The sequence below is a fragment of the Gemmiger sp. genome (assembly GCF_057431175.1).
Map to the genome: position 1 here is coordinate 24,261 of NZ_DBMDDV010000017.1, position 19,403 is coordinate 43,663.

The following is a 19,403-nucleotide window of genomic DNA, read 5'->3' on the forward strand; positions in this document are numbered from 1 at the left end:
CCTCAAATGTTGATTTCCAGCCCGGCGTTCTGCAAGAACCATTCGTGCTGGGCGTTCAGGCGTGCTGCCAGCGTGTCGTCGGCAACCAAGCCTTTGGCGGCGTTTGCGCCTTTCAGACCGCCGAGTTCAATGCTTTCATCGGCGGTAAGCGTCGTGCCGACGGGCAGCTTGACGTTTTGCAGCAGCGGCAGATCCGCCGGGCGGGCGGCGATATTCGCATTCTCGCCCAGGGCTTCCGCCAGCGCGGCAGCCTCGTTTTGCAGCCAGGCGGCGTATTTGTCGCCGGCGGCAAAGGCGGCCAGCTGGCTGCGTGCCTCGGCAAAGGTCTCGTCGGCAATCTTCTGGCGCTGGTCAGCCAGCGTGGCGCGGGCGGCCATGCGGGCAGCGCTCAAATCGCGGTTAGCGCGGGTGCGGGCACGCTCGGTCTCAAAGTGCAGAGTGCGCTCCACACGGGCGTTTTCGGCCTTGCGGGTAGCGTCCAGCTGGCTGGAAATTTCCCGCTCGGTCTCCTCGTGGATAGCGGCGCAGGCGGCCTCGCCTTCCGCGCGGATGGACTCCAGAAAGCGCCCGGCGCGGGTATCTAATTCGTTCATGGTCACACCTCTCAAATCTTCACGCCGATGGCCTCGCGGATATAGCGGGTCAGGCGGTCCTTACCGGCAGCTCCGCCGCCGGTGGAAGGCACGGTGATGAGCAGCGGCCCACCGGCAGCGCGGGCACTGTCCAGCGTGGCTGTGTAAGTCTCGGCGATCTTCTCGGTGACGAGCAGCACGGCAATGTCCGGCTGGTTGGCGGCATCCGCCAGCGCGTGCCGCAGGTCGGCCTCGCTGCGGGCTACGGTGCCCTCAATGCCCGCCAGACGCAGGCCGTTCATGGCGTCGGAGTTGTCGCTGATGAGAAAGAACCGCATAGCATTACACCAGCTTAGACAGGATCATGATGGAGATAACCAGGCCGTACAGGGCGATGGACTCACCCAAAGCGACGAAGATCAGGCTCTTACCGAAGGTCTTTTCGTTCTCGCTGTTGGCAGCGATAGCAGCAGGCGCAGCGGAGGCAACGGCCATGCCGCCGCCGATACCGGCCAGGCCGGTTGCCAAAGCAGCAGCCACCAGGCCGATGCTCAAAGAACTGTTGTGGTCGTTGTCGGTGTTGACAGTCTCGGACGCAGTCGTGGCAGCGGTGGTGTCGGTGGCGGCATCATCGGCGGCAAAGACGCCCAGTGCGCCGCAGCAGGTCACAGCGGCCACGATCAGGATGGTAACGAACAGTTTGCTGAACTTGGTTTTCATAATGGAACCCTCCGTAAATTTTTATTGTATCCGCACCTTTTTGTCAGGCGCTTTTGTAGGGGCCGGGCATGCCCGGCCCGCGGCTTCGATTCTATCGACCGGTTGTGGGTTGGTTGCGGGCCGGACATGTCCGGCCCCTACCTCGCGTCCTCTTACGCTTTCTCTTTCTTCAGGTCAAACGCCACGAACTTGCGGCCGCCGCCCTTGTAGCAACGGCTGAACATCTCGTAGAACTCCAAACGGATGCCCTGGATGGCGGACAGCAGCGCTTCCAGACAGATAACCACCAGGTTGCCCAGGATGACCACGACGATGTTGTTCGGCGTACCGGCCAGCGTAAAGACGACCATCATCATGCTGGCGTGGACAATGACGAACGCGCCCACACGCAGGAAGGAAATGGTGTTGGACAGGTAGCTCAGCACTGTTTCCAGCAGTTCGAACACGCTCTGCATCAAGTAGTTGCCCATGCCGCCTGCGGGCTGCCAGGGCTTGCCTTCGACCATCGGGGCCAGCAACTCTGCAAACAGCAGCAGCACCAAACCGACCACCAGACCGATGATTGCCACGACCTGCGGCATAAACGTGACCGCGCCCATGTAGGCGCTTGCCAGGTCAACACCGCACAGGTAGGTGACGACACCAACCAGGCCGTTGGGCGAGAAGATGAACTCGCCCCACTCCTTGTGACGGGCGTGGGTGTACATATTCAGCGCCATGGCCGCCAGCACCAGCACAATGCCGATGTAAACGGCCACCATCAGGATGCCGGTGATGGAATCCATGACCGAAACGGGCTTGCCCGCCATGCCCAAAGCATGGTAGAGCGGGTCGAGGGCCTCCTCGTAGCCAAAGAGAGAACCGTAGACCAGGCCAAAGATCGTGCTCGAAATGCCGCAGGGAATCATCAGATGGAACAGGTCATTGTGCTTGACCTTCCACATAAAGGTGCTGAACAGCGCCAGCACAATGCCCTGCCCGACATCGCCAAACATCATGCCGAACAGCACGGTGAATGTGATCGCTACAAAGCCGGTGACATCTGTCTCGCCGTAGGCGGGCAGACCGTACATTTCGACGAAAAACTCAAAAGGGCGGCTCCACCAGGGGTTTTTCAGCTTGGTGGGGGGCGTCATCTTGCCGGCGGATTCCGGCCCATCGACCGTGACGCGTAGCCCCTTGACGGCGCGGGCCTTACCCGCGACCTCGTCCACCTCCGACGCCGGGACCCAGCCGACGCAGAAGAAGTGTTGGCCCTTGACCGCCGCCATCCGGCGCAGGTCGTACACAGCGGCGTAGTAGCAGGCCGTGTCGTACAACAGCTGAACCTTCTCGGCGTTCTTCTGCCACAGGGTGGCAATGCGGCCGTTGACATCGTCCACGCTCTTGTTGACGACATCAAGGTTTTCTTTAAAGTGCTCGATGATCTCGGCGGGCGAACCGGCCGCGCCGGGCACATGCACCGGCTCAAAGTACAGCATCGAGAAGATACCGTCGGTTTCCAGCGCTTTCTCCCGCGGGGTCATGTAGACGCCCCAGTAACCGGCCTTCGTCTGGTTGCAGGGGGTGAACAGGATATACGGATCATCGCCGTAGTTGTTCATCAGCTTGTTGTAGCCCTCGGTGGGCAGGAAGCCGAACCGGACCTTGACATGGGCGCAGTCCAGCAGGTCATCGACGTTGACCTTCAGGCCGGTAAAGTGGCTGTACTGCTCGATGCCGTCCTCGCAGAGCTTTTTCTGGTCCAGCAGGATCTTACGCTCAGCGCAGAGCTCGTCGATTTGTTCGAGCAGATCGCTTAAATAGCTGCGGCCCTCGGCGTCCACCGGGTCGCTGTGCTGCTGCCCCTTGTGCAGCTCTATGTTGGCCTCCTGGGCCATGGTCTCGATCTGGTCGCGGATCGCTGTGTGGGGGTTCTCTTCATTCAGAGCGCCGTACCCCAGCGATTCCGACATATATCTGGTGGCAGGTTCCAGGTCAAAGCGGCCGTCCATGCAGCACGAGCCGATAAACTCGTTCAGCTGCGGCATCGTGCCCTGTACCCGCACCAGTTTCATCTTTTCAACCAATCAGTTCACACTCCTTCAAACTGTCTTACACCCGTGCGGTGCGGCGGCCAGAGGACTGGCCGCCCTACGGTATCGTACCTCGGGTGTAGGGCGGTCAGTCCCCTGACCGCCGCGGCGTGTTGCCGTCACCGACAGTGTAAAACTCAATCGTTCTCATCAAACCCGACCAGCAGCGACTGGACTTCCTCGGGCGGCAGCTTGTAATGCACGCCCTCGATGATGTGATCCAGATCCTGCACCTCGCACTGGGCCAGCCAGACGTAACACAGCATAACCAGCGTTGGGTCGGTGGAAAACCGCAGCCACTTTTTGCACCAGTCGCAGCGGTAGTGGAAGAAGCCTTCCTTCAGCACGCTGTACTCGTGGTGGCCCAGCAGCGGGCCGTACTTTGTCTTGGCGAACCGCACCTTGAAGTCGGCCAGGTCGCGTGCGGCGAGCAGGTACTCCCACTCGTCGTTCGTCATAGCCGTGCAGTCGCGGCGGGCGTTGGAACGCACCACCGAATCCGGTGCGCCAATACGAATGAGCCGCGCTGCGTTAGAGACAGCGGACGTATCGCATTCCAGCTCCACCAAGTCGCGCAAGTTCGGCGCGGCGCTCGTGCCTTTCTTGGCCGGGGCCAGCGCCACAAGGGCTTTGTGGCGGCGGTCCTGCAAAAGCGGCTCGGCCTGGGCAGTCAGGCCCCGGTCCGGCTTGGCGGCTTTCATCGGTTCCAGGACTTTTTCCCACGGCGTGTCGGCCACAGCGGCCAGGATGCCGTCCAGGCTCGTGGCTTTAGCCAGCGCGTAGAGGTCGATGCAGCAGCGCTGCTGCATGAACTCCGGCAGGCGGAACAGGTAATCGCCAGGGCGGCCTGCATCCAGGCAGCGCATGGCGGCGGTCAGCTCATCGACCTCGCAGCAAAGGGTGAAGTACTCGTACACCTTGCTGCCCGCGCTGCGGTCATAGCGGCAAAGGCTGTCGTACCGGGCGTACAGGCCCTGGCGCAGCAGGTTTTCCAGCTGGGCGCGGCGGGCGTACTGGGGGTTGACCTCGGTCAGGGCGTCGGCGTACAGCGGGTACTCCTTCAAGGCCGCGGCAAGCTCGGTCATCGTGCGGCAGCCCATCAGGCGGCGGTAATCGTCGGCACGCAGCCTGCGGCCATACAGGGCGCGGGCCTTGGCCAGTACGGCGTTGCCGGAAGCCGCGCTCGCCTTCATCATTGTGCGGCCTCCCCGCCCAGGGTGCGCTGTACAAGCTCGGCACACCATTGTGCTTGTTTCGCCTTTGCGGCGGCGGTCATGGTCTCGGCAGCCTGCCGGCGCTGCTGCTCCAGTGCCGCCAGCGCGGCGGCGTTACCGTCGGCCGCGGCCTTGGCTGCGGCTGCACACTCGGTTTTTTCGCGGGCGTCACACTCCGCGATGATTTTCTGTTTCTGCTCGTCCAGGGCCGCCAACCGGGCGGTGCGCTCGGCCTTGGCCTTCTCGCTGGCCTTGCGCTGGGCGGCGTCCATCTCCAAAATGGCCTGCATCAGGTCGTTGACATCTTTCATGCAATGCACCTCACTCTTTGGGAGCTTTACCTGAACCAATCAGCGTTTCCCTTCCCTTGCATTCTCTGCACCCGGAAGTAGTTCCTATTATGTAAATAGGTAGACCAACTTTTTCAGGTTCAGCCGTAATTATAGCACTATGACCAAATATGGCAAGTGGTTTTTGTGCAGTTTTATTTGTACAAAAATGGGTTTGTGTTTTTCTTGTCGATGTTTTGCGAAATCGATCTCACTGCTTTTTCATGGCGGCCAGCCCTTTGCCGAACACAAACCGCACCAGCGGGCCTGCGCCGCACAGCTGCCACAGGAACGCGGCGGGATAGTTCATCGCCGTGGTCTGCACCCACATGGCAAAAAAGTTTGCGTTGTGGCTGTCCTTGAAGAACAGCGTGGCGAAAAAGCTCATCAACGGGCACATCATCCAGGCCGACAGGCAGGAGATGGCCGCTACCAGAAACACCTGCTTATCCTTGCCGGGGGTGAACCAACCCATGGCGATGCGCATGGCCGCGGGGCCGACCAGGAACGTATCCAGCAGGAAGCCGATGACGCCCATAATGGGCAGCTCGCTGAGGGCAGCGGCGAAGATGAAATTCTGCATCCCACCCACATCCAGTGCGATATTATAGCAGACCATTCCGTAGACCATGACACAGACCATCATGACGGTGTAGGCGATTTCCTGTTTCTTTGTTTGCGGCATTGTAATTACTCCTCATATATACGTTATTTTCTCCAAAACAAAAACAGCCGCAGGGTGTCGCTCAACTCGTTGCGACGCCCTGCGGCTGTTGTCTCACTGCGTTGGAAAGTGGAGCCAGTATACCGCAAATTTTCCGCTTATGTAATACCCCTGCACAAATTTCTGCACTTTGTATAAAATATTTCTCCGTTTTGCCGCGTCACTTTGGTACAAAACGCCGCAACTGTCGCCGCAAACTTTACAGGGATGGCGCGGCGCGCTATAATGGGCAATGATTGGTGGGGCGGCCAATGCCCGCCCCTGCCTGTGCAATCGTAAGAGGGGTCAAAAATCATGTCACATTCATTACTGCATCACCGCGGGCAGATGTCCGAGGCATTCCGCACGGTCATGTTTCTGTCCGCATCGGGCGGGTTACAGGACGCCTACACCTACATCGGGCGCGGCAAGGTGTTTGCCAACGCCCAGACCGGCAACATCGTCCTGATGAGCCAAAGCCTGTTCGAGGGCGATTTCGCACGGTTCGCCCACTATTTCATCCCGGTGCTGGCCTTTGCGCTGGGCGTGGCGGCGGCTGAGTGTATCCGCCTGCGCTGGCGCGAGGCCAAGCGTATGCACTGGCGGCAGCTTGTGCTGCTGGCCGAGATTGCGCTGCTGTTCGTGGTGGGCTTCTTCCCCGCCGCGTGGGATATCGGTGCCAACGCATTGGTATCCTTTTCCTGCGCCATGCAGGTACAGGCGTTCCGCAAGGTACACGGCTACCCGTTTGCCAGTACCATGTGCATCGGCAACCTGCGCAGCGGTATGGATTCGCTGGTTGGTTTTGGGCATACCCGCGACAAAAAGCTGTTGTGGAAGGCTCTGCACTATTTCGGCGTGATTTTCGTGTTTGCACTGGGTGCAGGCATCGGCACACAGTGCGTCGGCATTTTCGGCGAGAAAACGATCTGGCTTTCCTGCGCACTGCTGCTGGTGAGCTTGTGCTTTATGTTTATCAAAGAGGATCTGCCGGAGATCGAAGAAGAGTTGGAAAAATAAGCAAGCCCCATCCGATTTTACGTCGGATGGGGCTTACTTTTATACTTTTCTTCGTCCTATTTTGTTCCGGGCATCATTCACCATGCCGTTCAGCCGCGCCCCCATAAAGGTCAGCCCCGCCAGGGTCGGGGCGCTAAGGGCCAGCAATACGACCAAGACCAGCATGCCGCCCAAGTCCAGCCGCACCAGCGGCAGCCAGGGGGCCAGCAGGAACGCCCCCGCGACCCCCATCACCGTCATGCCGCCCCAGATGATCCAGTGCAGCGGCGTGAACGGAATGCAGACACCCCACAAGATCTGCAAGCCTACGCACAAAATCACGAAGGTGCAGATCGTGCCAACCATGTCTGTGGGGATATCAAACGCATAGCCAAATCCCTGGGTGCAGAACACGAGCAGGAAGTCTGTCAGCCCGCCGGGCAGCGCGGCCCGCAGGACGTTGCGCATGAATTTCCCGCGCACCAGCTCGTGGTTTGGCTCCAATGCCAGGAAAAACGCCGGTGCGCCGATGGTGGCAAATGTGACGAGGGACAGCTGCAAAGGCTGGAACGGATAGGCCAGCGGCAGCGCCAATGCCACGATGCTGAGCAGGAACGAGAAGATATTTTTGACCAGAAACAGCGACGCTGACCGCTGGATGTTGTTGATGACACGCCGCCCCTCGCCCACAACGCTGGGCAGTGCGGCAAAGTCAGAATCCAACAGCACCAGCTGCGCCACCTGGCTGGCTGCCTGTGCACCGGACGCCATGGCGATGCCGCAGTCGGCATCTTTTAACGCCAATACGTCATTTACGCCATCTCCGGTCATGGCAACTGTGTGTCCTTTCGCCTGCAAGGCGTGGACGAGCTGGCGCTTCTGCTCGGGCGTCACACGGCCAAAGACCGTGCATTTTTCGGCGGCCTCGGCCAGCGCCTGCTCACTGCGCAGCGTCGCGGCGTCCACCCAGCGCTCGGCCCCCGCAATGCCTGCGTTGGCGGCCACATGGCTGACGGCCTGCGGGTCATCGCCCGAAATGACCTTGACCGCCACACCCTGCTTGGCAAAGTAGCGGAAGGTCTTGGGCGCGTTTTCCCGGATGCGGTTTTGCAGCGGCAGCAGCGCCAGAAATTCCAGCTGCGCGGGATCGAGCGCGGCTGGCGGGTCGGGCAGTGCGGCGTTACATTTTGCCAGCAGCAGCACGCGGCGGCCCTGGGCCAGCAGCGGTGCCAGCTTGTCGGCAAACTCCCCTGCCCGCACCCCGGCCAGCACATCCGGCGCACCGACGACGTAGCAGCCCTGCGCGCCAAAATCCTTGGCGCTGTACTTGTACGCCGTGTTGAAGGGCACGCTGCACCGCGCAAACCAGCCGGTGCCGCCCTGCCCGAAGCGGGCCGCCAGAGCACGGCCGGTGTCATTGTCGGGCTGCTCACCCGCGTAAAAGTTCGCCAAAATCGCGTCCAGCGGTTCATTTTCCGCCAGTGGAAGCGGATTGTCGGCCTGCATGGCGCTTTCGGTGATCGTGCCGGTCTTGTCCACACAGAGAGTGTCCACCCGGGCCAGCGTCTCAATGCAGTTCATATCGCGGGTCAGCACCTTGCGGCGGGCCAGGCGCATCATGCTCACGGCCAAGGCTACACTGGTCAGCAGGTACAGCCCCTCGGGGATCATGCCGATGAGCGCCGCGACCGTCGCGTCCACGGTGTCCTTCATCGGCAGTTCCAGCACCCAATGCTGCTTCCAGATCAGCACCGCGCCGATGGGAACCAACGCGATACCGATGAATTTTATCAGCTTATCCAGGCTGCGCATCATTTCACCCCGAGCGACTTTGTGGCCGTTGGCCTGGGCCTCGGCGGTCAGGCGGCTTGCGTAGCTCTCGGCCCCGACGCGGGTCAGCCGGGCGACGCAGCGCCCCGCCATTAAAAAGCTGCCAGATTTCAGCTCCGCACCGCACTCCTTCGGCACAGCCCGGGCCTCGCCGGTGATGAGGGATTCGTTCGCCTGGGCGCTGCCGTCCAGCACAACGGCGTCGGCCACGATCTGGTCGCCCGCGCCGAACTCGACCACATCGTCCTGCACAAGGTCGTCGGACAGCACCTCGCACCACCGGCCGTCCCGCAGGCAGCGAATTTTCTGCGCCGAGACAAGGGTCAATTTGTCGATGGTACGTTTAGCGCGCAGCTGCTGCACGATGCCGATGAGGGTATTGCAAAACACGATGCCAAGGAACCCCATGTTCAGCCAGGAGCGCACGAGCGCCAGCATAACGGCCAGCACAAGGAACACAAGGTTGAAGTAGGTGCAGATATTGTCCCGCACGATCTCGCCGGTGGTCTTGGTCTGGGACTTGGGCGGCGTGTTCGTCTGCCCTGCCGCGCGGCGTGCGTTGACCTCGGCAGCGGTCAGCCCGGTGATGGATGGCATGAGAGGGTGGCTCCTTTCAGGTGGTAGAGGTTGTAGGGGCCGGGTATGTCCGGCCCGGTCGCAGAAGGCAAACGACCGTTTATGGGAAAGCTGCGGGCCGCACCTGTGCGGCCCCTACAATAGTAAAACGAACTACATCAGCTTATTATGGCAAGTATACCCGCCAAGTATGAACAAAACAAGTGCCCGGCTGCGTTTTGGGGCAGTCGGGCACTTTTGTCTATATGCGGTTGTCGCGGTTTTATCTTTCCAACGGTTCAAACGCCTCCGCCGGGTCGGCGGCCACGGCTTCCAGGTTCTTTGTCAGCTGGTTCAGCACCTTATAAAACGTCGCCAGGTCGGCAGGATCTATCCCCTCGTCGGCGCGGCGTTCCACGTCACGTACCACGGCGGTCACACGGGCGGCGCGGTCGCGGCCCGCGTCGGTCAACAGATACAGCGCGTTGTACTTGCCGGGCGCACCGCACTTTTCCACCAGGCCGCTGCGGACCAAATCCGCCAGCACGCGGGAGATCATGGCCGGGTCCAGGTCGCACCGCTCAGTCAGGTCGGAGAAATGCCAGCCCTCGGGGGCGGCTGCCAGCTGGCAGAGCACCAGCGTGTGGCCCGCTTTCAGCGCAATGCGGCCCATACCGCTGGTCTTGATGCGCTGGATGACCTTTTGCAGCCGCGCCAGCGAGACGGACAGTCGAATGAAACGGTCCTGCATATCAATCTTCCTTCAGCTCACCGCGGGAGGCCGCCTTCAGGTACGCAAAGATGAAGCCGTCCAGGTCGCCGTCCATGACGGCCTGTACGTTGCTGCTCTCGTAGCCGGTGCGGTTGTCCTTGACCAGCGTGTAGGGCATGAACACATAGCTGCGGATCTGGTGGCCCCAGGCAATCTCGTTCTGCACGCCCTTGATGTCGTCGATTTTGTCCTTGTGCTGCTGCAAAGCGATCTGGTACAGCTTGGCCTTCATCATTTCCATGGCGTACTCACGGTTCTGCAGCTGGCTGCGCTGGGTCTGGCAGCTGGTCACAATGCCGGTGGGTTTGTGGATCAGGCGCACGGCCGAGGACGTCTTGTTGATGTGCTGGCCGCCCGCGCCGGAGGAACGGTAGACCTGCATCTCGATATCGGCGGGGTTGATTTCGATATTGATGTTGTTGTCCAGCTCGGGCATGACCTCCAGGCTGGAGAAGCTTGTCTGGCGGCGGGCGTTGGCGTCAAACGGGCTGATGCGCACCAGGCGGTGGACGCCGTGCTCGCTTTTGAGCATACCGTAGGCGTTCGCGCCCTTGACCATCATGGAGGCGGACTTGATACCGGCCTCGTCACCGTCCAGCACGTCCAGCACCTCAACGCTGTACCCGTGGGCTTCGGCCCAGCGGGTGTACATACGGTAGAGCATTTCGGCCCAGTCCTGGGCCTCGGTGCCGCCGGTGCCTGCGTGGAAGGTCAGGATGGCGTTGTTGTGGTCGTACTCGCCGTTCAGCATCGTCATGAGCTGCAGCTCGTCGATGGACTTCTCGACGCCCTCAACGGCCTCCTCACCCTCGGCGGCCAGGGCGGGATCGTTCTCTTCCTCGATCATTTCCAGCAGCGTCTCGGCTTCCTCATACTGGGTGGCCAGTTTACCGAAGCGCTCGAGCTTGTTCTTCACTTCGCCCATCTCACCGATGATTTTCTGGCTGCGGGCCTGGTCATCGTAGAAGCCGGGCATCGTCATCTGGTGTTCCAGCTCAGCAAGGCGCTTCTCGCTGGCCTCAATGGACAGGGCGTCGCGCAGGTCGTCCACGGCGGTTTTCATGCCGCCGAGTTTTGCTTTCAGTTCGTCAATGGTAATCATATATGGTATCCCTCATCACATAAGTTGGCATAAAATTACATAGTACCATTATAAGCGAATTGGCAGGCGTTGTAAAGAGGGGCAGCCGCATAAAATATTTGTAAAAGAGGGATGTATCCCTCCCGGCAAAAACAACGCCACCGGGTAGGGACCGGGTATGCCCGGCCCGCAGCCTTCGGGCAAACGACCGCCCGGCCACTACCCGGTGGCGCAAGGAAAAAAGGCAATAAATTCATTTCTCTTGTAAAGTTTTTATGTTTTCTTTGCATTTATCCATTTGATGCGGTATAATGTCTTTATGTTACTGAAAGAAGAACGAGGACACACCACATGACACGTTACACCGGAAACCACTGCCCTGTCTGCGAACAGGCATTTACCGACGAGGACGATATCGTCGTTTGCCCTGACTGCGGCACACCCTACCACCGGGCCTGCTGGCAAAAAGTTGGCGTATGTATGCACAAATCCGAGCACGCCGCCGGGTTTGAGTGGCAGCCCGAGGTCGGCCCCGACGCCGACAAGGCCGCACACGAGGCCACCTGCCCCAACTGCGGCACCCACAACACGCCGGGCGCGGTGCGCTGTGCGCACTGCGGCTGCCCCCTGCCCAAAGCGCCGGACCCCATCACCGCCAAGACAGACGATGAAAAGTCTGTGCCCATCTACGCCCGCGACTCGTCCGCGGTGAACAACAGCCGCACCACGCCCGGGCCGCACATTGACACCTTCGGCACCGGCGAGGACGGCGGCATCTACCGCCGCGAGATCGGCCCCGAGGACCCCATCGACGGCATCAAGGCCAAGGACTGGGCCGCCTACGTGGGCCGCAGCCCGATGTACTACCTGATGCAGTTTTTCCGCATGAGCATGACGAAGAAGAATGCCACGGTCTGCCTGTCTGCATTTTTGTTCGGCCCTGCGTACCTTTTCTACCGCAAGATGTGGAAAGAGGGTCTGCTGGCCGCACTTGTGATGCTGCTGCTCAGCGCGCCGGAGCTGATTGCCATTGTGGCGACGTTCAACCCGACGCTGTTCGGCTCGCTGCCGCTGGGGTGGATCCCCACGGCGGCCAACATCTGCGCCGTGGTGGCGTGGGCGTTCAAAATCGTGCTGGGCCTGTTTGCGGTATCGTGGTATCGCAACGATGCCAAGCGCAGCATTGAGAAAATTTATGCCGACTACCCCGAGGGCGACGCCCGCACCGATGCCCTGCTGCAAAAGGGCGGCACGAGCTTTTTGTCGGTGATTTTGTACTACGCCGTCATTCTGCTGCTGGCGTCCCTGGTCATCAACCTGGCCGGCCCCGATTTTGTGCAGTACGCCATGGCGATGAGTGGGTATTGATGGCACCGCAAAACAACGCAATACACCAATGGTGTTAAAATAGGAGGAAACTTATGAAAACCGCATTAGTTATTATGGCCGCTGGTATCGGCTCCCGCTTCGGCGGCGGCATCAAGCAGCTGGCAGCCGTCGGCCCCAACGGCGAGATCATCATGGACTATTCCATTCATGACGCCATCGAGGCCGGGTTTGACAAAATCGTCTTTATCATCCGCCACGATATCGAGGACGCTTTCAAAGAGGCCATCGGCGACCGCATCGAGAAAATCTGCGCCGAGCTGGGCGTTGAGATCGACTACGCGTTCCAGGCGTTGGAGAACGTTCCCGCCGGGTACGCCGTGCCCGAGGGCCGCAGCAAGCCCTGGGGCACCGGCCAGGCTGTGCTGGCCTGCAAGGGCATCATCAAGGAGCCGTTCGCCGTTATCAACGCCGACGACTACTACGGCAAAGAGGCTTTTGTCCAGCTGCACGACTTTTTGCAGGGCTACACGCCCGACAAGTCCGGCGACCTGGCCATGGCGGGCTTTGTGCTGAAAAACACCCTGAGCGACAACGGCGCTGTCACCCGCGGCATCTGCCAGATGAACGACGCCCACTACCTGACCGGCGTGCTGGAGACCAGCGGCATTGAAAAGACCGCCGACGGCGCAGCAGCGGGCGGCAAGAGCATCGACACGGACAGCCTTGTCTCGATGAATATGTGGGCACTGACCCCGGAGTTTGTGGACCTGCTGGACGCCGGTTTTGTTGAGTTCTTTGAGAAGGCCGAGCCTGCCAACCCGCTGAAAGCCGAGTACCTGCTGCCCATCTACATTGACGAGCTGCTGCACGCGGGCAAGGTCAGCGTCAAGGTCCTGCCCACCCACGACAAGTGGTTCGGGGTGACCTACGCCGAGGACAAGCAGACCGTCATTGACAGCTTCGCCAAGCTGGTCGCCGATGGCGTGTATAAGAAGGATTTGTTCAGCGATTTGAAGAAGTAAGAAAGCAAAGCCTCCCTTTGACAAGGGAGGCTTTAGGCTTCCCCCTTGGGGGAAGGCAAAACCGCCCCATGCACCATCACGGTGCATGGGGCGGTTTGCTTTTGCTATTTCAGAACAACCTTAGTTCTGCTTTTTCTTCAAATAGGCGGTCACACCCAGGCCCAGCAGGGCGGCGATGGAGATAACGACGATCGGGATGATCGGCATATCATCGCTGGTCTGCGGAATGGTGCTGGCCTTGGCAGCTTGGGCTGCACCGGTGGTCTGCGGCGTGTACACGCCCTTGACGTTGGCATAGCCGGAAAGCTGCTTCGCGCTTTCCAAATGGCCGCAGGTATCGCACTTGTAGCCCTCTCCAGTGGCAGTCCAGTTGTGGTGGCCGCAGGCGGTGCAGGTGTAATACTTATTGTTTGCGGCGGGCGCGGCCGTGGGGGCCGGGGCCGCAGTAGCCGCCGGGGCCGCCGTGGGGGCGGCGGTCGGCGCTGCCGTAGGCTTCGGCGCTTCGGTCGGGGCCGGGGTGGGCTGCTCGACGGTCTTGTACTGGGCCGTGGCGGTCAGGGGCTTGCCGGCGGCCTTGTAGGCAGCGGCCAGCTTGGCCAGCAGGGCCTCGTCCAGTTCGGTGTAGGTGCCATCCACACCCGCAAACTGCCAGCCGAGGAAGTTCTCGGTCTTGGCGGGGGCGGGCAGGGTCTTGTCGTTCAGGCTGGTCAGGTTCAGCGTCTTGGATGTGCCCTCAAAGTCAACGACGGCCTCGTCAGCGCTGTACATGACGGTGAAGTCGCTGTATCCGTCGGGGTTCTCAAAGGCGATCGTCTTGTTGTCGACGTTCACAACGGTGGTATCGTAGTAGCGCACGCCCTTGGTGCTGTCGTGCTTGACGTACAGGCCGGTCAGCTGGTCCGCGGTGAACGCGCTGCCGACGGACAGCTGAATGGTGACAGTGGGGGCGTTGGCGGAAATATTGGTGGTGCTGATCGTGTAGGTGTTGTCGGGGGTCATATTGTCGGGGTCGGTCGTAGCGCGCAGGTCGCACAGCAGCTCAATAGCAAAGGTGAGCTGGCCTTTTGCGTCGGTCTGCTTGGGGGTGATAGCCAGGTACGGCACAACCACGAGGGTGATGTTGTTCACATCGGTGTTCGCAAGTGCGGAATTTTCGAGGGCCGCTTTCAGTTTGGCTTCGTTCCAGGTGTTATCCGCGTTCTTGTAGGTCTTTTCGGCGTCGGCCTTGACGGCGACAACGGCATCGCTGTTCTCAACAGCGTCCACGCTCTCGCCGGAGATGTCAACGGTCTTTGCGGCTTGGATGAGGGTTTCATCGGTGACATCGTCCACACGCACAGAGGGTGCAGCGGTGGAGATGGCAACGGTTGCAGGCTTGATGACGGTGACAAAGTCAGGGACGTATTCCACGCCCTTTTTCCAAATCACGCTGGTCTTTACGTTTTCGCCCAGCTTGTTGTCTTTAACGATGAACGTTGCACCGTCAGCCATCTTAATTAAAGGCTCTTCCTGCGTAAACGCAAGCAGAGCTGCACCGCCAATTACCGTGTTGCCACTGATTTCAACGTTGCCAAGGCTTGCAGTACCGATTTGCTGCTCGCGAGTGGGGTTTGCTATGCCTCTTGTGTCGCCATTCTTGGTATCCGTAATGTAAATAGCAATTTCCTTTACTTTGCTGCCGTCCTTATTATTGTCCAGCAGTGTGAACGTATTATTGATTGCCTTGAACGAAACACCCAGAACGTTATTTTCGATGACTTTAATAGGACGGCTCATCGTGAAGTTCGAGTTCTGAATCGTTACGCTGCAAGTCTCAATGTTCTGAATCCAAATCGGGCTGGAATCGTTGGGCGAGACAGTGTTTTTATGCTCATTAAAAGTACATCCGTCAATAATGATATCGTTCGCGGGCGCACCGCTGTTCTGAACCCAAAGGCCATTGACTATACAATCTTTGAGCGTCAGACCATTCATTTTATGCCCTTTGACCATTGACGCAAAGCTCTGTGTCCAAGACGAATAGATGCGAATAAATCCATTCAGTGTCGCATTAGAGAACACAATATCGGACGCATCAGGAATTTTAAATGTAAGTGAATTTGCCGGCGAGTTTACACTCGCCGCATCATCTGAAAATTGAATATTTCCAACAATATTCAGTTTAATTCCCTGCTTATGGGTTCCAACAACAAATCCCTGTCCATGCGGTTCAAACTGCGTTTCATCTTCCCGCATTTCATCCAAGGTGTTGACATACCGATAGGTGTCAGCAATGGTTTCATTGCCGACAACAAAACTGCCGTTTCTCAAATCCACGCCGTCCAGATTTACCGTCAGCTCGGTAACATTCGCGGGAATCTCGGTCAGTGCGTTGAACTCATCCAGCGTCAGGATTGCGCCGTTTTCCACGGTCTCGGTGGAGAGTCTATCCTCTCCCCCGTTGTCCTTCGTCTGTTCGGAAATGCTGGTCGTTTCCGTGGTCGTCTGCTCGGTGTCGTCCTCTGCCAGTGCTGTCGTGCAGACAGAAACTGCCATGGCCAGCGCTAAAGCAAGAGACGCCGCCTTTTTGCAAATGCGTTTTCTCATGTTGCTTTTTCCTTTCCTTATTATGTAAGTTTTACTGCATACCGCCATTGTACCCCCCCCCCATTGCATTCTGTCAATGCACAGTTGATACATTTGTGTAAATTGTGTGGAATTTTTCCCATGCGCACAAAAATCCCGGGCTGGTTTGTGCAAGTTGATGGATTTTGGCTCCCATGTAGGGGCCGGGCATGCCCGGCCCTCGCGTGAAAGGCAGGCGGTCGTCTGCCTAAAAGTCGCGGGCCGCACATGTGCGGCCCCTACATTCTCTGCCCCGGGCAGACTATTGACAACCCCACCATAAAATGCGACAATAAAAACAAAATTACAGCAGGCCCTGCCGGGCTTTTGGTTGAAAATTGCAAAAGCCTGGCACACAACGCTATGGAAAGCCGAGGCAAAAGGCGGTATGGTTAATACAACAGAATCAACACACCGCATACACCGTTACAGGAGGGTACTTATGGCAAAGAACGAATTGGACATTACGACCCTGACCCCGGAGCAGCGCGACGCGCGCCTGGCCCTGGATGTGGAGCGCCTGCTGCGCTTTGGCCGCAAGCACAAGCTCATCAAAGACCTGGACGTTCTGGTAGCACGCAACACCCTGTTGGACCTGCTGGCCCTGGCCGCCCCCAGCGAGGCCAAGCCCCCGAAGGAGGATCCCGCCACCCCCGCCGCCCTGCTGGACGAGATGGTCGAGCTGGCCGCCCAGAAGGAACTGTTCGACGGCGCGGTGAACCAGTACCGCATCAACTTTGAGACACGCCTGATGGGTGCCCTGATGCCCCGCGAGAGCGAAGTCTGCAAAAAGTTCAAGAAGCTCTACCAGAAGCAGGGCGCAAAGGCCGCCACTGACTGGTTCTATCAGCTCTGCGTGGACACTAACTACATCCGCACCGCGCAGATCGCCAAGAACATCCAGTGGAACACCGCCACCCCCTACGGCGAACTGGAAATCACCATCAACCTGACCAAGCCTGAAAAAGACCCCAAGACCATCGCGCTGGAGCGTTTGCAGCCCAAGAGCGGCTACCCGGCCTGTATGCTCTGCAAGGAGAATATCGGCTATGCCGGGCGCATCAACTTCCCCGCGCGGCAGACTCACCGCATTGTGCCCATTACGCTGGCGGGCGAGCAGTTCTACCTGCAATACAGCCCCTATGCCTACTTCCACGAGCATTGCATCATGCTCCACGAGCAGCACAAGCCCATGGAGATGAATAAACAGACGCTGGCCGAAATTTTTGACTTTGTGGCGCAGTTCCCCCACTATACCTGCGGCTCCAACGCCGACCTGCCGATCGTCGGCGGCAGCATTCTGAGCCACAGCCACTTCCAGGGCGGGCGGTATGTCTTCCCGATGCAGAAGGCCGATATTGCCGTACCTATGGCAGATATCCGCTATCCCGGCGTCAAGGCCGGCATTTTGAACTGGCCTGTCTCCGCCGTGCGCCTGGTGGGCCGCAGCAGCCAGCAGATGCAGATCGTGGCAAACAACATCCTGACCGCCTGGCGCACCTACACCGACGAGAGCGTCGGTATTCTGGCAGAAACAGACGGCACGCCCCACAACACCGTGACGCCGATCCTGCACTACGACGAGACGGATGGGTTCATCCTGGACCTGGCCCTGCGCAACAACCGCACCAGTGCGGAGTTCCCGGATGGTATCTTCCACCCGCACAAGGAATACCACAATATTAAAAAGGAAAACATCGGCCTGATCGAGGTCATGGGCCTGGCGATTTTGCCCGCCCGCCTGAAGGATCAGGGTGCGCAGATTGCGGAGATTCTGACGGGCCAGCGCCCGAACACGAGCCGTGAGCCGGGCGACACCCTGGCCGTACACGCCGATTGGATCGACGAGCTGATTGCCAAGTACGGCACCCACATGAAGCCCGAAGCCGCCAACAAGGCCGTGAAGGCGGAGATCGGCACGGTGTTCAGCCACGTTTTGGAGAACGCCGGTGTATTCAAGCAGGACGCCCAGGGTCAGGCCGCATTTGTGCGGTTTATGCAGAGCGTAGGGTTTAAGAAAGTGTAAAATCGCATAAGAAACAGGGACATCGACCCGGAAGGGCTGGTGTCCCTGTTTTCGTTGCCTTGTAGGGGCCGGGCATGCCCGGCCCGCGACCTTCCGGCAGGCAGTCGTCTGCCGTACACGCGCGGGCCGCACATGTGCGGCCCCTACAACTCAATGATGTTTACCGTGAAATCCGCCGCACACGACCCGGGAGGGATGAATCCCTCCCCTACGGTTCCTCCCTGTACCCGCACTCCCACAGCACGCCCCAATCGGGTTCTTCATCGATTCCGGCTTCCACGCGGGCCAAATTTGCATTGATAATGCGTTGTTTCATGTTCACGCAGGCCAGAACCGTAAAGCTGACCGCCAGCACCAGAATGGCGATATGCGCCGCCGGGATGGCGCGGAACACCCGCACCAGCGCCAGCACGCACCAGACCGCCAACACGCCGAGGAACCACCCCGCGATGACCCGCCGGGGCGTCAGGCCGTAGAGGACGACATAGACCGCCAGCTTGCCCGCCGCCAGCGCAGCAAACGCCAGCCCGAAGCCGCAGAACACCGCGGCCAGCGCTTTGGGCAGCGGTGCGCGGCCCAGAAAATGCACGCCGGCCAGCACGCCGAAGTTGAGCAGCAGGATTTTTTGCAGCTCCCAGAAGCCGTCCACCGCAAAGGCAGCGGCGTCCGGAGCGCTTAACCCCAGGGGCGCGGCGGCGAACCACTCCCCCGCCTGCACGGCGAAGAACAGCGCGTAAACACCGCAGAGCGCGGCTACCGCTACCGTTGCCGTACTGCGCGGCACAATGCGGGCGTGTTCCAGCGCAGCGGTACATTGGGCCGCCGTCGTGGGCGGTTCGGTGCGGCGCAGTGCGCCGAACACCAGTCCGTACAGCCACGCGCCCACCGGCAGCGACAGTAGAATATACATCAGTGTATCGATATATTTTATATTGTTGAGCAGGCTGTTCCACCAGTCGGCCACACTCTGGCCCAGCGCCGCAAAGTTGGCATCGGCGGCGGCCAGCAAGCCCCACGCCGTACCGCAGAGCGCCAGCGTCAGTGCCGCCGTAGCCAGCACGCGCAGCGCCTTACGGGCTTTGATGCGGCCATGCAGGCCGGTTTTCAGCGCAGAAAACACCGTGCGCACCCGCAGGAAGAAATTGCCGAAGGGCAGCCGGAATACCCCGGCCAGGCCATCCAGCAAAACCAGGCTGCCGCTGTACCCCTGGGCCAGCATTCCGCAGCGGGCCAGCACGTACCAGACGGCGAAAATGTGCCACGCCATCCACTGCCACGTGCCCAGCGGGTCCGGCTGATAGCCGAACAGCGGGTACGTCAGCGACAGCGCCAGCCAGCACCCGGCCCAGATCGGGGTTTCCCGGGCGGCGGTGCGGTGGGCCGCCCGGGCGGCACAGTCCACATACACAATGAACAGCGCCGCAAAAACCGGCATTCCCCAATCCGAATATGACTGCGGAAACATCACTCCGCGCAGATAAAAATACGCCAGCGGGTACATCAAAAGTGCATACAGCATAGCGAAACCACCTTCCCGTAGGGGCCGGATATGTCCGGCCCGGTCGTGTAAAA

16 protein-coding genes are annotated in these 19,403 nt (G+C 59.7%); 4 read left to right on the forward strand and 12 right to left on the reverse strand.

Going from position 1 to position 19,403, the window contains the following annotated elements; all coding sequences use genetic code 11:
* Positions 1-2: 2 nt before the first annotated feature.
* From ACZO0A_RS07590 to ACZO0A_RS07620, 7 genes are all read right to left on the reverse strand, one after another.
* Positions 3-593 (reverse strand): V-type ATP synthase subunit E family protein, encoded by a 591-nt coding sequence (locus ACZO0A_RS07590; protein WP_302376175.1) that lies wholly within the window; start codon positions 591-593, stop codon positions 3-5.
* An 11-nt stretch (positions 594-604) separates the two neighbouring features.
* Positions 605-910: a V-type ATP synthase subunit F gene (locus ACZO0A_RS07595; protein WP_215692199.1), complete on the reverse strand. Its 306-nt coding sequence runs from the start codon at positions 908-910 to the stop codon at positions 605-607.
* A gap of 4 nt (positions 911-914) precedes the next feature.
* On the reverse strand, positions 915-1,292 hold the full coding sequence (locus ACZO0A_RS07600; RefSeq protein WP_215692200.1) for an ATP synthase subunit C: 378 nt from the start codon (positions 1,290-1,292) through the stop codon (positions 915-917).
* A gap of 152 nt (positions 1,293-1,444) precedes the next feature.
* Positions 1,445-3,361: a V-type ATP synthase subunit I gene (locus tag ACZO0A_RS07605; RefSeq protein WP_294781498.1), complete on the reverse strand. Its 1,917-nt coding sequence runs from the start codon at positions 3,359-3,361 to the stop codon at positions 1,445-1,447.
* A gap of 143 nt (positions 3,362-3,504) precedes the next feature.
* Positions 3,505-4,563: a V0D/AC39 family V-type ATPase subunit gene (locus ACZO0A_RS07610; protein ID WP_302376173.1), complete on the reverse strand. Its 1,059-nt coding sequence runs from the start codon at positions 4,561-4,563 to the stop codon at positions 3,505-3,507.
* Positions 4,560-4,892, reverse strand: coding sequence for a hypothetical protein (locus ACZO0A_RS07615; protein WP_291209669.1), 333 nt, complete (start codon positions 4,890-4,892; stop codon positions 4,560-4,562). Before ACZO0A_RS07615 ends, ACZO0A_RS07610 begins: the two co-directional genes overlap by 4 nt.
* A gap of 229 nt (positions 4,893-5,121) precedes the next feature.
* A complete protein-coding gene (locus tag ACZO0A_RS07620; RefSeq protein WP_291231654.1) occupies positions 5,122-5,595 on the reverse strand; it encodes a DUF2798 domain-containing protein in 474 nt (157 codons plus the stop codon).
* Between the two features lie 333 nt (positions 5,596-5,928).
* Between ACZO0A_RS07620 and ACZO0A_RS07625 the strand changes: the two genes are divergently transcribed.
* Positions 5,929-6,633: a YoaK family protein gene (locus ACZO0A_RS07625; RefSeq protein WP_291231655.1), complete on the forward strand. Its 705-nt coding sequence runs from the start codon at positions 5,929-5,931 to the stop codon at positions 6,631-6,633.
* Positions 6,634-6,672: 39 nt separating this feature from the next.
* Here the strand turns inward: ACZO0A_RS07625 and ACZO0A_RS07630 are convergent, their stop codons facing one another.
* From ACZO0A_RS07630 to prfB, 3 genes are all read right to left on the reverse strand, one after another.
* Positions 6,673-9,039: an HAD-IC family P-type ATPase gene (locus tag ACZO0A_RS07630; protein WP_486846191.1), complete on the reverse strand. Its 2,367-nt coding sequence runs from the start codon at positions 9,037-9,039 to the stop codon at positions 6,673-6,675.
* 241 nt (positions 9,040-9,280) lie between these two features.
* Positions 9,281-9,748: a MarR family winged helix-turn-helix transcriptional regulator gene (locus tag ACZO0A_RS07635; RefSeq protein ID WP_215691483.1), complete on the reverse strand. Its 468-nt coding sequence runs from the start codon at positions 9,746-9,748 to the stop codon at positions 9,281-9,283.
* 1 nt (position 9,749) lies between these two features.
* Complete coding sequence (prfB, locus tag ACZO0A_RS07640; RefSeq protein WP_215691484.1) at positions 9,750-10,871, reverse strand: peptide chain release factor 2; 1,122 nt, start codon at positions 10,869-10,871, stop codon at positions 9,750-9,752.
* A 330-nt stretch (positions 10,872-11,201) separates the two neighbouring features.
* Between prfB and ACZO0A_RS07645 the strand changes: the two genes are divergently transcribed.
* Positions 11,202-12,218: an RING finger protein gene (locus ACZO0A_RS07645; RefSeq protein WP_486846192.1), complete on the forward strand. Its 1,017-nt coding sequence runs from the start codon at positions 11,202-11,204 to the stop codon at positions 12,216-12,218.
* Between the two features lie 53 nt (positions 12,219-12,271).
* Positions 12,272-13,201 carry a nucleotidyltransferase family protein gene (locus tag ACZO0A_RS07650; protein ID WP_291209658.1) on the forward strand — a complete coding sequence of 310 codons (930 nt, stop codon included), beginning with the start codon at positions 12,272-12,274 and terminating at the stop codon, positions 13,199-13,201.
* A gap of 120 nt (positions 13,202-13,321) precedes the next feature.
* Here ACZO0A_RS07650 and ACZO0A_RS07655 read toward each other — a convergent pair whose 3' ends face one another.
* Positions 13,322-15,787 (reverse strand): hypothetical protein, encoded by a 2,466-nt coding sequence (locus tag ACZO0A_RS07655; RefSeq protein ID WP_302376169.1) that lies wholly within the window; start codon positions 15,785-15,787, stop codon positions 13,322-13,324.
* Between the two features lie 460 nt (positions 15,788-16,247).
* On the opposite strand from ACZO0A_RS07655, the gene ACZO0A_RS07660 reads away from it, so the two are divergent.
* The gene (locus tag ACZO0A_RS07660; protein ID WP_302376168.1) at positions 16,248-17,831 is read left to right on the forward strand and encodes a UDP-glucose--hexose-1-phosphate uridylyltransferase; all 1,584 of its coding nucleotides are present in this window, start codon (positions 16,248-16,250) and stop codon (positions 17,829-17,831) included.
* 208 nt (positions 17,832-18,039) lie between these two features.
* Here ACZO0A_RS07660 and ACZO0A_RS07665 read toward each other — a convergent pair whose 3' ends face one another.
* Entirely contained in the window at positions 18,040-19,266 is a 1,227-nt protein-coding gene (locus tag ACZO0A_RS07665; protein ID WP_302492699.1) for a DUF4153 domain-containing protein, read from the reverse strand.
* Positions 19,267-19,403: the final 137 nt, after the last annotated feature.